Origin of the sequence: Streptomyces viridosporus, assembly GCF_002078235.1 — a bacterium.
GTDB lineage: Bacteria > Actinomycetota > Actinomycetes > Streptomycetales > Streptomycetaceae > Streptomyces > Streptomyces viridosporus.
Genome location: NZ_MSGP01000113.1, coordinates 1 through 13,182 on the forward strand (window position 1 = coordinate 1; position 13,182 = coordinate 13,182).

13 protein-coding genes and 2 pseudogenes are annotated in these 13,182 nt (G+C 71.7%); 5 read left to right on the forward strand and 10 right to left on the reverse strand.

Translation table 11 applies throughout. The features are described from left to right. The 3 genes and pseudogenes from B7L92_RS08165 to B7L92_RS08175 form a co-directional block, all read right to left on the reverse strand. Positions 1-1,076 (reverse strand): annotated as a pseudogene (locus B7L92_RS08165) (hypothetical protein); the annotation flags it as partial. 54 nt (positions 1,077-1,130) lie between these two features. Beyond that, positions 1,131-1,469, reverse strand: a complete 339-nt coding sequence (locus B7L92_RS08170) for a trypco2 family protein (RefSeq protein ID WP_081236783.1) — start codon at positions 1,467-1,469, stop codon at positions 1,131-1,133. Between the two features lie 336 nt (positions 1,470-1,805). Continuing rightward, positions 1,806-2,024: a hypothetical protein gene (locus B7L92_RS08175; protein WP_081236784.1), complete on the reverse strand. Its 219-nt coding sequence runs from the start codon at positions 2,022-2,024 to the stop codon at positions 1,806-1,808. 175 nt (positions 2,025-2,199) lie between these two features. On the opposite strand from B7L92_RS08175, the gene B7L92_RS08180 reads away from it, so the two are divergent. Further along, entirely contained in the window at positions 2,200-3,459 is a 1,260-nt protein-coding gene (locus tag B7L92_RS08180; protein ID WP_255310810.1) for a tetratricopeptide repeat protein, read from the forward strand. A gap of 364 nt (positions 3,460-3,823) precedes the next feature. On the opposite strand, the gene B7L92_RS08185 is transcribed toward B7L92_RS08180, so the two are convergent. The 6 genes from B7L92_RS08185 to B7L92_RS08215 form a co-directional block, all read right to left on the reverse strand. Continuing rightward, positions 3,824-4,831 carry an ABC-2 membrane transporter-related protein gene (locus tag B7L92_RS08185; RefSeq protein ID WP_081236786.1) on the reverse strand — a complete coding sequence of 336 codons (1,008 nt, stop codon included), beginning with the start codon at positions 4,829-4,831 and terminating at the stop codon, positions 3,824-3,826. Beyond that, positions 4,819-5,724: an ABC transporter ATP-binding protein gene (locus B7L92_RS08190; RefSeq protein WP_081236787.1), complete on the reverse strand. Its 906-nt coding sequence runs from the start codon at positions 5,722-5,724 to the stop codon at positions 4,819-4,821. The genes B7L92_RS08185 and B7L92_RS08190 overlap by 13 nt, the downstream gene beginning before the upstream one ends. Continuing rightward, complete coding sequence (locus B7L92_RS08195; protein WP_016828654.1) at positions 5,721-6,125, reverse strand: GntR family transcriptional regulator; 405 nt, start codon at positions 6,123-6,125, stop codon at positions 5,721-5,723. Before B7L92_RS08195 ends, B7L92_RS08190 begins: the two co-directional genes overlap by 4 nt. A 677-nt stretch (positions 6,126-6,802) precedes the next feature. Then, a complete protein-coding gene (locus B7L92_RS08200) occupies positions 6,803-7,501 on the reverse strand; it encodes a restriction endonuclease (protein ID WP_081236788.1) in 699 nt (232 codons plus the stop codon). Positions 7,502-7,981: 480 nt separating this feature from the next. Beyond that, a complete protein-coding gene (locus B7L92_RS08210; protein WP_081236789.1) occupies positions 7,982-8,728 on the reverse strand; it encodes a vWA domain-containing protein in 747 nt (248 codons plus the stop codon). 1,151 nt (positions 8,729-9,879) lie between these two features. Beyond that, positions 9,880-10,842 (reverse strand): helix-turn-helix transcriptional regulator, encoded by a 963-nt coding sequence (locus tag B7L92_RS08215; protein WP_081236790.1) that lies wholly within the window; start codon positions 10,840-10,842, stop codon positions 9,880-9,882. 98 nt (positions 10,843-10,940) lie between these two features. Between B7L92_RS08215 and B7L92_RS08220 the strand changes: the two genes are divergently transcribed. Both B7L92_RS08220 and B7L92_RS08225 read left to right on the forward strand, forming a co-directional pair. Further along, positions 10,941-11,486 carry a DinB family protein gene (locus B7L92_RS08220; RefSeq protein WP_081236795.1) on the forward strand — a complete coding sequence of 182 codons (546 nt, stop codon included), beginning with the start codon at positions 10,941-10,943 and terminating at the stop codon, positions 11,484-11,486. A 22-nt stretch (positions 11,487-11,508) separates the two neighbouring features. Continuing rightward, positions 11,509-11,736: a hypothetical protein gene (locus tag B7L92_RS08225; RefSeq protein ID WP_081236791.1), complete on the forward strand. Its 228-nt coding sequence runs from the start codon at positions 11,509-11,511 to the stop codon at positions 11,734-11,736. Between the two features lie 184 nt (positions 11,737-11,920). On the opposite strand, the gene B7L92_RS08230 is transcribed toward B7L92_RS08225, so the two are convergent. Further along, on the reverse strand, positions 11,921-12,343 hold the full coding sequence (locus tag B7L92_RS08230) for an arsenate reductase ArsC (RefSeq protein ID WP_081236792.1): 423 nt from the start codon (positions 12,341-12,343) through the stop codon (positions 11,921-11,923). A 90-nt stretch (positions 12,344-12,433) separates the two neighbouring features. Between B7L92_RS08230 and B7L92_RS08235 the strand changes: the two genes are divergently transcribed. Beyond that, positions 12,434-12,742: an ArsR/SmtB family transcription factor gene (locus tag B7L92_RS08235; protein WP_081236793.1), complete on the forward strand. Its 309-nt coding sequence runs from the start codon at positions 12,434-12,436 to the stop codon at positions 12,740-12,742. Beyond that, a pseudogene (locus B7L92_RS08240) lies at positions 12,739-13,182 on the forward strand (arsenic resistance protein); the annotation flags it as partial. The gene B7L92_RS08235 and the pseudogene B7L92_RS08240, both read left to right, overlap by 4 nt.

Sequence of the window (13,182 nt, forward strand, 5' to 3'; positions counted from 1 at the left end):
CCGGGGCAAGACCCGGCTCGTGGTGGAACTCGCCCGCCGCCTCCAGCCGCGGTGAACTCCAGGACGGCACGTGTCTCCTCGATGCGGCCGTCGGCGCCGTCGACCACCACCAGCAGGGGCAGACCGGGCGCGCAGGTACGGGGTCCCGGCGCCGCACCGGGCCGTAGCCACACGACGGACCACCGCGGCTGGAGGCGGCGGGCGAGTTCCACCACGAGCCGGGTCTTGCCCCGGCCGCCGGGGGCGTGCACCACCGCGACCTCGCTGTCGGCCCGCTCCGTCCACGCGGTCAGCGCGCGCAGTTCCTCCTCCCGGCCGTGGAAGGGCACGACCGCGCGTGCCGGATGAAGCAACTCCACGGCCGAGCGCGGAGGGCGGCGCACCACCGTGTGGTGGTCGGGGTCGGCGAGAGCGGCGTACTCGACGGGCTGCGGGACGTGCGGACCACGAGCCTCGTACCTGTCGAGGGCGGCGAGGAACGTCTCGTCGTCCAGCAGGACGACGGCCGGTTCCGCCTCCAGCCGTGCCGGGATGCGGTCGGGCACGTCCGTGACGACGACGCCCACCACGAAGTCGTCGCACAGCACGGCCGCCCCCGACATCCCCCGCCAGGCGGAGTCCTCGGTCCCCCGGCCGCGGTAGGTCGTGCAGTCCAGCACGTACACGCCCCCGATCAGACCGCTGAGCGGACTGATCCTGCCCTCCGCCTGCTCCGACTCCCGGGAGCGCTGCTCGGAATGAGGGAAACCGGTGGCGCGCCACGGAACGGACGCGCTGTCCCCGGCGATCCGCCCCCACAGCACCCGGGCCGGCCCGGCGGGCTCCCAGCTTTCCGAGGAGACGTGCACCAGCGCGGCGTCCTTGTGGGACCTGTCGTTCCCGGCACTTCCTTCCGGCATCCCCCGCCACACGACGAGCCCGGGGTGGTCGACGGCTGTCCCGGCTCGGGAGACGCCGACCGGCGAGCCGACGCCGCCCACGACGTGTGCGGCCGTCAGTACCAGACGGGGCGCGATCTCGTACCCGGCCGCCCACTTGTCCGCCCATGCCACCCGCACGACGCGGTTACCGCTCACCGGACGCCCCCGATCAGTACCGGTCCCGCCGCGACGGCAGGGGGACGTGCCTCGTCATCGGGCCCGCCGGGCAGGGGAGTCGTCGTCCGGGGCCGCGTCGGCCGCCGTGTCCCGCCCCTGCGCGACGATTCTCACCGGGCCGTCGCCGCGCCGCGGTGTGAGGGTCACCATCACCCGGTGGCTGCGGCTGCGCGCCGCGGAACCCTCCGCGTCCGCGGTGACGACCCAGGCACGGACACCGGCCTTGCCGCGCGCCTCATGGCGGATTTCGACGAGGAACTCCAACTCGATCGGGCCGACGTCGAAGGTGACGTCCTGCCCCTCGCCGCGCCGGGCGGCCTCCATGAGGCTGTCGCGCACAGCAGCGACCGCGTCTCCGAGCTCGATCTTCAAGTGGTCCCCCCGGACTCGTGCGCAGCCGCGGAGGCCGGGCACTCCCCCCGGCGCTCCATCGCAGCGGATCGACTGTAGCCAAGGGGTGGTCGCCCTGTCCGGCGGATCGGGAAGGCGGAGTGCCCCTGCGCAACGAACCGGATCGGGAAGACGGCTTTCGGATCCGCCCCGGCGCAAGACCGTCGTCCGTGCCGCATCGAGGTCCCGCAACGCCGACAGGGTCCTCGCCGAAACCGGCGGGGAGCGAACCCCAGCAAGATCGGTCCGCGCTCCGGCCGGTGCGGCGGGCGGTGCGGCACCGCTCGGCGCAGTCCTCCGGGGCGGGCCGACTCGGGTTCAGGGCCGGTGCCGCCGTACGCGGCCGATGTAGGCGTAGGCGAACCCCTCGCCCGTGCGTGGCGCCCGGGTCCAGGACCGGGTGGTGAAGAGGCCCTGGGCCGGCGCACCCACGGCCCGCTGACCAGCCTGGTCCGCTTCGCGCCAGGGGGGAGTGCTCGCGCCGGTGAGGCGGCGGATGAGGCGGCGGATGAGGCGGTGGACCCTCACATGGGTCATCGCCGTCCAGGGCCTTGACCCTCCCCGCCGGGAGGCTGCAAGCCGATGTCGGGGGCGGTGGCTAGGGTGCGCTGCCGTGGACGCTGCTGATCTTGACTATCGGGCCCGGACCTTGTCCGGCTGCATTCCTCCGCTCCTGGTCTCCCGGCTTCTTGAACTCGGCCATGAGAAGGAAGTGGAGTTCCAGGCCGGCCGTGGGGAATGGTTCTGCGCGCGTGAGTGGACACGGCTGCTCGGTGAGCGAGGGCGGCGGGCCGAGGCGTTGGAGGTGCTCGCTCCGTACGTCGCCACGGGCTGGTGGCCGGCCGCCCGAGCCCAGGCGGAACTGCTGGAGAGCTGGGGGCGGGCAGAGGAGGCGATCGCGCTGGCCCGGCCGTACGCGGAGGTCGGAGGGCTCCCGCTGGAGTTCTTCGCGCGGCTGCTGGCCCGGCACGGACACCAGGACGAGGCGATCGTGTTGCTGAGTGCCGGAATCGAGGACTGGCTCCTCGCCACTGCTCTGGTGGAGGTCGCCGAGGGAGCAGGCCGGGACGAGGACATGGCTGAGCTGCTGGCCGCCCGGATCCCGGCCCGGCACCGGTGCGACGGTCCGTGGTGCTGCCGCGGCCTCGACCCCGACACGGCGATCGGCCTGGTGGCCGCGATCCGTGAACGTCAGGGCCGCGTCGACGAAGCGATCGCCCTGCTGCACACCCGGCAGCACATCACCTCCGTCAACAACCACGACCAGCTGGCCGACCTGCTGGCGAGACACGACCGGATCGAGGAACTGCGCGGGTACGCGGCGTCCGAGCACCTCGGTCACGCCGCGCGACGCCTGGCCGAGGTGCTGGAGGAGCGCGGTGATGTGGAAGGCGCGATCGCCGTGTACCGGCAGATGGACGACTCACCGGTCCGCCGGCATCACGGTGCGGCGGACCTGGCGCGGCTCCTGGTCCGGCACGGCCGGGGGGACGAGGCCATCGAGGTGATGCGCACGCTCGTGGACTCACCCGGCGGCGCGGAGGACTGGTCCGTCGACACGCTGTGCACCCTGTACGCCGACCACGGCCGCGCCCGGGACGGTCTGGCCTGCCTCGACACCGTCAAGGCGCGCCGCGGCGGCGAGGAGGAGTGGGATTTCTTCAGGATGCGGCTTCGGCTCATGGCCGACTGCGGCCTGCTCGATGAAGCACTCGAGCAGGCGCGGGCGCACCCCGAGGGCGACACCGCGTACGCGGCCTGCACCCTCTCCGACCTTCTCGCCGAGGCCGGTCGGACCGAGGAGGCCGTCGCCGTCCTGGAACCACATGCCCCCGCCCACCGCGCCTCTCTGGCAGGCCACCTCATCGACCTCGGCCGGGTCGAGGACGCCGTGGCACTCCTCCAGCAGCGCACCTCCGAGCCGGTCGTGCCCGTCTGGACGGGGACCTTCTCGACCGAGCCCCCGTTCTGACGCCGCCCTCTCCGGGCGCACCCGTCGGCCGGGAACCCGGGAACCACGGTCGACCTCCGGTGAGATCGGTCGGCCTTTGCTGGGACGGGGCCGCCTCCGCGACCCGCAGCGGCATCGCCTCCTCGTCCGTCTTCAGCTCGGTGGTCGACCACGCGGCCAGCCGGTCCTGGCCCCCTCGGTGTTCGTCCGGAACCCGTACGCCGCCCGGATCTCGTCCCGGTGCCGCTGGATCGCCCTGCTCAACCAGTCGGCCGGGGTGAGTCCCGTGCCGACGGCCCGGTGCCCGTACCGGCCTCGGGGGCCGTCGGGGCAGCCGGGACCCGGCTGCCCCTCGCGGTTGCTCCCGTAGGGGGACCGGCGTCCGTCAGGTCACTCGGCGGCGGATCCACCAGGCGCAGAACCCGGTCAGGGCCAGGGCGAGGCCGAGGTAGATCCCGGTCTCGGCCCATTGAAGGGCCCAGAAGTTGCCGGCGGGCTGGTACGTCACCTGCTGCTGGTAGCCCAGGGCGCCGAGGTCGGCGAGGCAGCCTTCGAACTGCTGCAGGGTGGGCGGGCCCGCCTCGGTGTGCAGGCAGTCGGCGAAGGACGCCGGCACGGAGGCCGGCTGACCGGCGGCGTTCAGGGTCTGCTGGGAGGTTTCCCAGGCACCGGGCACTTCGGGATGCGCGACGATCTGCCTGGCGCCCTCCTGGATGCTGATGGGGGCGCCGCCGGGCTCGATCGGCACGGTGGTCCGGTCCGGGGCGGCCAGGTGGGGCCGGATCCACAACGGCGCGGAGATCTGGACGGCGGCGTACAGGGCGAACGTGGTGGCCATCGCGGGCAGGGTGCGGCGGATGACCAGGCCGAGGGCGACGCCCAGGACGAAGGCGAAGGCGGCGTGGGCCACGGGGACGACACCCCGTGCGGCGAAGGCCACGGGGTCGAGCCGCGGGAAGTACGTGTCCGTCGCGCCACCGCCGTTGACGGCCCGGTCGATGGGGCTGCTCCACCAGCTCACCGCGAGGCTGGTCAGTCCGGCAGCGGTCATGGAGGCCGCCGCGCCGAGCCCCAGCTTGGTCGCCAGCCAGCGCGTGCGGGTGACGCCCTGGTTCCACGCGAGGTAGTGGGTGCCGGTCTCCAGTTCACGGGAGATCAGCGGCGCGCCCCAGAACATCCCGATGACCGCCGGCACGGCGAGCACGATCAACAGTCCGGTGTAGTAGAGGGTCTGGTCCGGACTGGAGACCTGGTCCACCAGGCTGCTGCCGGCCGTCCGGTAGAGGTCGGCCAGCTGCGGGCCGGTGGCCGCCAGGGTGGCGGCGAAGGCGGCAACCGCGGCGAACATCACGGCGGCCTGGGTGCGGAACTGGCGCCAGGTCAGCCAGAACATCGGAGTACCTCCAGCGCGGGCCGGGTGTCACGCACCGCATCGGCGGGCCGGGTCATGTAGGCGAGGACGATGTCTTCCAGACCGAGCGGACCGACGGTCCAGGTCGGATCGTGGACTGCGGTGTCGGTGCGCACCAGCAGAGTGGTCTGCCGGTCGGTGTGGCTGGCGGTGAGGACGTGCTGACCGGCCGGGAGCGTGTCCGGGTCCCGGCGCGGTCCGGTGAGCCGGTGGTGGCAGGCGACCAGGTCGTCGATGTCGCCGGCCACCTGCACGTGGGAGTCGACCAGGACGATGACGTAGTCGCAGGTCCGCTCCACGTCGGAGACCAGGTGGGAGGAGAGCACGACGCTCAGCTCGTGCTCGGCGACGGCCTCCATCAGGTCCTGCATGAACTCCCGTCGGGCGAGCGGGTCCAGGGCCGCGACCGGCTCGTCGAGGATGAGCAGTTCCGGGCGCTTGGCGATGCCCAGGGTGAGAGCGAGCTGTGCGCGCTGGCCGCCGGACAGCTTGCCCGCCCGCTGCTTCGGGTCCAGACCGAGGCGACGGATCCGGTCGCGCGCCACGGCGTCGTCCCAGTTCGGGTTGAGGCGTTTGCCCAAGTCGAGGTGGTCGGCGACGCTCAGCGCGGAGTAGACCGGGGTGTCCTGGGCGACGAAGCCGACCTTGGCCAGCTGTTCCACACCCGCGGCAGGACGGCCACCGCACACCTCGATGGTGCCGGCCGTCGGGGTCAGCATGCCGGAGGCCAGGTTCAACAGGGTCGACTTGCCGGCGCCGTTGGGGCCGACCAGGCCGACCACCCGGCCGGCGGGGACGTCCAGGTCGCAGCTCTGCAGCGCCCAGCGCTGCTTGTACCTCTTGCCCAGACCCCGGGCTCGCAGGACGGCGCTCACGCCACGTCCTCTCCGGCGGCGTCACGGAACGTGCTCATGAACAGCGCCTCGATGCTCTCGTCGTCGAGCCCGGCCAGGCGGGCCTTGGTCAGCCACCGCTGCAGGTCCTTGCGGAGCGGTCCGTGCGCGGCCAGCGTGGCGTCGGCCAGCGTCCGGGTCACGAACGTCCCGACGCCGGGGCGGGCGGCCACCAGGCCGTCGTGCTCCAGCTCGCGGTACGCCTTGAGCACCGTGTTCGGGTTGACCGCCATCTGCTTGGCCACGTCCTTGACCGTGGGCAGCCGGTCGCCCTCCTTCAGCAGGCCCAGGCGCAGGGCGTGCCGCACCTGCTGGACCAACTGCTGGTAGGGGGGCAGGCCGGACCGGCTGTTCAGGTGGAACTCAATCACCGGTTCCTCCATTTATCTAGTTGCCTAGCACTATAGCCCTCTAGGTCAGCCATCGGGCAAGGCATGCGCTTTCGGCAAGGCATGCGCTCCGGAACCGGCCGTCGGCACCGGAGGGACCCGGCCGTGCAGGATCGGCGCTCGCCAGACCTCGCCCGGGTGTCGAGAAAGGGGTGTGACCCGGATGCGCGTCAAAGGATGCGGACGCCGCCGACCGGCGGGTCAACGGGCAGCTGAGCAGCGCGGATTGCTTTGCCGGAGCACGCAAGGCGGCGGCCTCGTGTGGCATCGCGGGACGTCTGGTGTGTGGTGCGGGAGGCGTGCACGCGCCTCGTCCGGCATCCGTGGAGCCACGCCCCTGAGCCGGGCCTCGCCCACCACCGGGACGGGCCGGTGGCGCGCTCGCCGGGACTGTCCGAGAGGCCGGTGCGGTGGTGTCCCGCACCGGCCTCTCGGTGAGGCCTCTCGGTGGCCGACCGTTTCGGTCCGCACGGCTCGGACACCGTCAGCTCGTAGCCGGCCGGACCCACCCGCCATCGGCCGGCACGGGCAGGGCAAGCAGTAACGTCCTTCACCAGGGAGCCTCGTACCTGCCCGTACGGTGACGGCGGGGCAGAGAGCGTGGAGGACGACCTGCACGCTCGGGGAGGCCCGGCAGATCTGCCGGGCCTCCCCGAGCACGGGCCGCACTTTCAGTTCAAGGACGTCGGGCGGCGCGGGGGCGGCACCGCCCGCAGCAACTCCCACAGCGGACGCGAGCCCGCCGCCCACACGGCCAGGGTCTGCCGGTCCACGACATGGAGCCGCTGCTCCTCGGCGAAGGTCACGGCCGGGCCGGTCACCCGGCCGTTCGTCACGATCACTGCGACGTCCGCCCCGTGCACCTGCCGAGCCGTTCCGTTGAGGACCTGCAGATCCGGCGTACCCACCGCCGCCCCCCTGATCCCGTTGCGGCGGTGCTTGCACTGGATCACCCAGCGCCGTCCGAACGGGTCCGTGGCCTTCACGTCCGCGCCCAGGTCACCTCGTCCGCCGACCCGCTGAGCGTCCCGGCAGCCGTCCCGGTGCATCAGGTCCCGCACCGCGTCCTCGAACCGGGTGTGGTGCAGCGCGTCCAGCTGAGGCAGCCCGTAACGCAGACCCTGCGCCCGCACGGCCTCCCACCGCGCCCGCTGCTGCCGGTTGTAGAGCCGGCCGACGCCCACGAGCACGGCGAGCAGCAGGAGCACGACGAGCACCCACCAATGCGCCAACAGCCAGTTGACCACCATCACCACCAGGCCGACGGCAGCAGTCACCGCCACCAGGAAGGCGATCAGCCGGGCATCCCCCTGCTGTTTCCTCCCGGGCCGTCGCGTACGCCGCCGCGCCGGTGGCCGCCGGCGGGTCACCGCTCCCACCGGATCGGATACGACACCGTGGGCTGCGGCTTCTGCACCCGAGCAGGGGGGACGTCGTCGAACCGGATCGGGTACTGCACCGCCGACTGCGGCCGCGGGACCCCCTTGCCCGACGCGGAGACATTCCCGCCGCCCAACGCGACCACGACCAACGCCACGGCACCGAAGACCATCATTTCCCGTCGGGCACCCGGAGCCCACCGCGCATGTCCGCGCACCGGTGTCCCGTCAGAACGCACATACGACCGAACCCAAGGCATACACGCCTCCCCCTCGTGGCAACTCCCCGCATCGCCGCTCATGATGGCAGGGGCCACTGACAACGAGTCAGCGCAGCGCCACCCTTCGTGATCAAGCCTCTTCAGCGGCGACGGCCGTTGCCGGGCGATGAACTCGAGGCCACCCCCCGAGGAGAACCCGAGGAAAGGGGACGGCCTCCTCACCCTCCGGCTCATCGCGACCCCGGAGGTTTCACCGCACGATGCCGACGGTGCGGGCGGCGGTCAGCCAGTCGGGGAACTCCTGCAGCAGCCGGTCGAAGAGGTGGTGGTCCGGGACGGCTTGCGGGGTGCGGCCGGCGGGGAAGAAGCCCGCGTTGTCGACGACGCGGCGGGCCGGGACGGCGAGGGTGTCCAGCCTGCGCAGGAACGCGAACTCGTCGTCGTCGGGGTCGCCGAAGCCGATGAACTGCCAGAACAAAGGGAGGCGAGCGGCCTTGCACAGGTAGCGTTCGGCAGCGAACCTGCTGGTGGGGCCGCCGTCGGTCTGGAAGACGACCAGGGCGGGGCAGCGGCTGCCGGATTCCACGTAGTGGTCGATGACCGCGTCCATGGCCCAGTGGTAATTGGTGCGCCCCATGTGACCGAGATGCTCGTGCAGCTTGTTGATCCGGCCGCGGTGCCCGCCGAGCGCCAGGTCGGTGGACCCGTCCACGTCGGTGGAGAAGAACACCACCGGAACGGTCCCGTCGTCATCGAGGTGGGCCGACAGCGACAACACCTGCTCGGCCAGGTGCTGCATGGTGCCGTCCCGGTAATAAGGCCGCATCGACCCGGAGCGGTCCAGCACGAGATACACCGCGGCCCGCACACCCGCCAGCCCATGCCGGCGCACACTGGCACCCGCCGCCTCGTACAGGCCGACCAGATCGGGCGCCCTCTCCCGCACCTTGGTCAGGCTGATGGCCGCGGTGCGCTCACTGCCGTTCGTCGAGATCACCCCCTCATGGTGACGCCCCGCTTCCGGACAGGTTCCAGACAGGTGCAGCATCCGCCCGTTCGGCCGCGGACGGTGCGGCCCGGTCCGCTCGCCCTGCCCATCCTGCCGCTGGTCCTGGTCGGCCCGATCACCGTCGGAGCTCTGGCCTGCCTCACCCACCGTCACCGGCCTCACGGTCGGCTCCGACTGCGGCCGGAACGCTGATCGTCCTCGTCGGGATTTCCGGGCCGTGCCGCAGCGATCCGGGTGCCGGTGGCTCAGGCCCGGCCGGAGCCACCGCAACGCGTTGACCTGCCGGGGCGGTGCGCGAAGGGACTCTGCCCGTGCCTCGGCTCCACGGCCGGGGCCGGTGCCCGGGCCGGGTGGCGGTGCGGGTGGCCGGTCCTGGTGTGCGCCGCCGGCGGATCCGGGCTATAGTCGATCTTGAAGACGCGCTCCGTCCCGATGGGGCCGTCTCCTGTGCGTTGGTCGTCTAAGGAAAGACGCCCCGCTTCCTGCGGGGAAATGCAGGTGCAAGGCCTGCCCGGCGCTCCACGAGAAGCCCCGCCCCTGCTGCAGCAGCGGCGGGGCTTCTCCCATGTGCGCACGCCAGGGCCGCGAGCACGACCTTCGGATGCGAGTGGGGCGGAGCCTTCGGCAGTCGTGTCGATCACTGACTGTCTGGAGGCTCGGGGCGCCGGTCGATTTTCTGACGGATGAGCAGGCCGCGAAGTACGCGGCGTACGACGGGGCGCCGTCGCGTACGGAGTGGGAGCGCGGACGCCGATTCGACCCGCAGCCGGTCAGTGACGCACTCACCCGCAACCGCAGACATTGGGGTGTTGTCTGTGGGAGGACTTCAGACCTCCCCCGCCACCGCCGCCCCGCCTGCCGCCCACCAGGGCCGACAGACCCTTGGCACCGGTTTGCGTTCCGATGTTCCTCGGCCCCCGTGACACCCGCGGGTTCGAGGAAACTGAAGACGCTCCAGCGGGAACCCGCGGGTCGGATGCTGCGCTCCGTGGGGATCGACCCGTGAGTCCGCCTCGGATTCACGGTGTTGCCGTGGAGGGCTCGAGGAGCTTGGCGCGGCCCAGTTCCTCAAGCACACCGGCGACGAGATCGCCCGCGCGCCCGTCGCTGGCAGCAGGAGCATCTCAGCGGTTGAACCGTCAGCCCCGTACCGCCCGGTCGAACCGGGCTGCCCAGTCGCGGAGTTGGTCGACCAGTTCGGCCGGTTCGAGCACGCGGAACTCGGCGCCGATAGCGCCCAGGGCCAGGGCCGGCCAGTCCAGGGAGTCGGTGGTCATGCGGACCCGGCAGTGTTCGGCGTCCACCTCCTCGACCGTGCTCCACCGTCCGACCCGTTCCAATACGGTCGCGGCCGGGGCATACACCAGGGCCGTCACCCGGTACGGGCGGGGCAGGTTGCCGATCCCGGCGCGGACGAACTCGGCGGCGTCGGCGGTAGGCAGGGTGCGCGGGCGGAACGGAGCGCCGGTGCCCTCCGGCGCAGTGAGCCGGTCGACCCGGAAGCTGCGCCAGTCGTGCCGGGTGAGGTCGTACGCGACCAGATACCAGCGGCGCTCGAGGCAGACCAACCGGTGCGGCTCGACCTGCCGGTCGGTGCGGCGGCCGTTGGCGGCGGTGTAGCCGAAGCGCAGCTGTTCGCTGTCCCGGCAGGTCAGTGCGAGTGTGGTGAGCACGCCCGGGTCGACGTCCGCCCGGGCCGGGCTGCCCCAGCCGGCGGGTACGGTCATCGCGCGCAGCGCCTCGACCCGGCGGCGCAGCCGGGTGGGCATCACCTGCACCACCTTGGCCAGCACCCGGACCGAGGACTCGGCGATGCCCTCCACCGCGCCCTCCGCGGCGGCGTGCAACCCGACGGCCAGGGCGACCGCCTCATCGTCGTCGATCACCAGTGGCGGCAGCGCGGCGCCCGCGGCGAGCTGGTAGCCGCCGTCGACGCCGCGCTGCGCCTCCACCGGGTAGCCGAGCTCGCGCAGCCGGTCGACGTCCCGGCGCAGAGTGCGGACCGAGACACCGAGCCGGTCGGCCAGTTCGGTGCCTGGCCAGTAGCGATGAGTCTGCAGGAGGGACAGCAGTCGTAGCGTCCGGGTGCTGGTGTTCGCCATGCCCCCGATTCTCCCGGAATTCAGGACGGAAACTGTCCGCTATGGCTCCTACCGTCGTTGTTGACCGAGGAACACGGGACCAACCGAAGGTGGAGATCATGACCGAGACCCTGAGCCCGAGCGAGTCGGCGACCCTCACCGGCGAGCGCGCCGACCTGCTGCGGACGCTGAGCAAGCACCGGCACTTCCTGCGCTTCACCACCCGTGACCTCACCGACGAGCAGGCCGGGCTGCGAACCACCGTCAGCGCACTGTGCCTGGGCGGCCTGGTCAAGCACGTCGCCGCGATGGAGCGGATCTGGGTGGACTTCATCCTGGACGGCCCGTCGGCCATGCCCGACTTCACCGCCATGGCCGAGGCCGACTTCGCCGAGCGGGCCGACGAGTTCCGGTTGCTGCCCGGCGAGACACTGGCCGGCGTGCTGGCTGAGTACACGGCGGTGGCCCACCGGACCGACGAGCTGATCGCCGCCCTGCCCGACCTGGACGCGACCCAGCCGCTGCCGAAGGCGCCGTGGTTCGAGTCCGGCGTACGTTGGTCGGCCCGTCAGGTGCTGCTGCACATCATCGCCGAGACCGCGCAGCACGCCGGGCACGCCGACATCATTCGCGAGTCCCTGGACGGCGCCAAGACCATGGGCTGAACGGGATGTCGGAGGGGCCACGATGAACGCCGCTGCGCCGATCTCGCTGGTCACGGAAGCCAACCGCGCGATCGGCCGGGCGACTGTCCGCCAACTCGCCGGCTCCGGGCACATGGTGCTGCTGTACACCCGCCGGCCCGAGGACGCCGGATCCACCGCCGCAAGCCCGGCCGGCCGGCACATCGGCCTCGAACCTCTCCGATTCGCCTCCTCGTCCTCGACCAGACCGCGGATCAGTCGCACGCACTGAGAACACTTCAAGGATCCAGAAGGTATGTCACACCTTGGTAGAGCACACGAAGGAGGAAGAAGCCCCTGGGCACGGCCTCGGGCACTCAGCGGGTCTCAGGAGAACTCACGGGATGTCGCACAGCAGAGGACGGCGGTGTGTCCGGCGGGGTCGGAGCCGATGACGACGGCGTCGCGTGTCCCGCTCACGCCGTCGCTTCCGGCTTCGCCGGGGCGATCTCGGCGATCAGGCCCTCGACCAGGCTCTTGATCTCGTCGCGGATCGGGCGGACGGCTTCGACGCCCTGGCCGGCCGGATCCTCGAGCTTCCAGTCCAGGTAGCGCTTGCCGGGGAAGACGGGGCAGGTGTCGCCGCAGCCCATGGTGATGCAGACGTCGGATGCGCGGACCGCGTCGACGGTGAGGACCTTCGGGGTCTCGGCGGAGATGTCGATGCCGACCTCGCGCATGGCCTCCACGGCGGCGGGATTGACCTGGTCGCCCGGGTCGGAGCCGGCCGAGCGGACCTCGACGCGGTCCCCGGCCAGATGGGTCAGCCACGCGGCGGCCATCTGGGAGCGGCCCGCGTTGTGGACACAGACGAACAGGACGGAGGGCTTCTGGGACATCGGAGGTCTTTCTTGTCTCATATGACATCAGGCGCGAATGACATCAGCACCCGGTGACGTCAGCCACCGCTGACATGAAAGTATCAGTGCATGCTGACGTCAGTCGACACTGACCTGATCCGGGTGCTGGCCGACCCGCTCAGGCTCCGCATCGTGACTTTGCTGGCCCAAGAGACGCTGTGCACCACCCACCTGGTGGAGGAGACCGGCGCGAAGCAGACCAACCTCTCCAACCACCTGAGGGTGCTGCGCGAGGCCGGGGTCGTCGAGACGGAGCCGTGCGGCCGGTACACGTACTACAAGCTGCGCCCGGACGTCCTCGCCTCGCTCGCCGGCCGGTTCGCCGACCTGGCCGAGTCCGCCCGCAACGCCGCCGAGAACAAGAGAGCCTGTCCGTGACCCGCACCGAAGCACCCGCGACCCCCGGCGTGGAAACGTCGATCGCCGCGAAGATGTCGACCCTCGACCGCTTCCTCGCCGTATGGATCCTGCTCGCCATGGCCGTCGGCCTCGGCCTGGGCCGCGCCGTTCCGGGACTGAACGACGCCCTGGCGAAGGTGGAGATCGGCGGCATCTCCCTGCCGATCGCCATCGGCCTGCTGATCATGATGTACCCGGTCCTGGCCAAGGTCCGCTACGACCGGCTGGACGCGGTCACCGGCGACCGCAAGCTGATGATCTCCTCACTGGTCGTCAACTGGCTCGTCGGCCCGGCGGTGATGTTCGCCCTCGCCTGGATCTTCCTGCCGGACCTGTCCGAGTACCGCACCGGCCTGATCATCGTCGGTCTGGCCCGCTGCATCGCCATGGTCATCATCTGGAACGACCTCGCCTGCGGC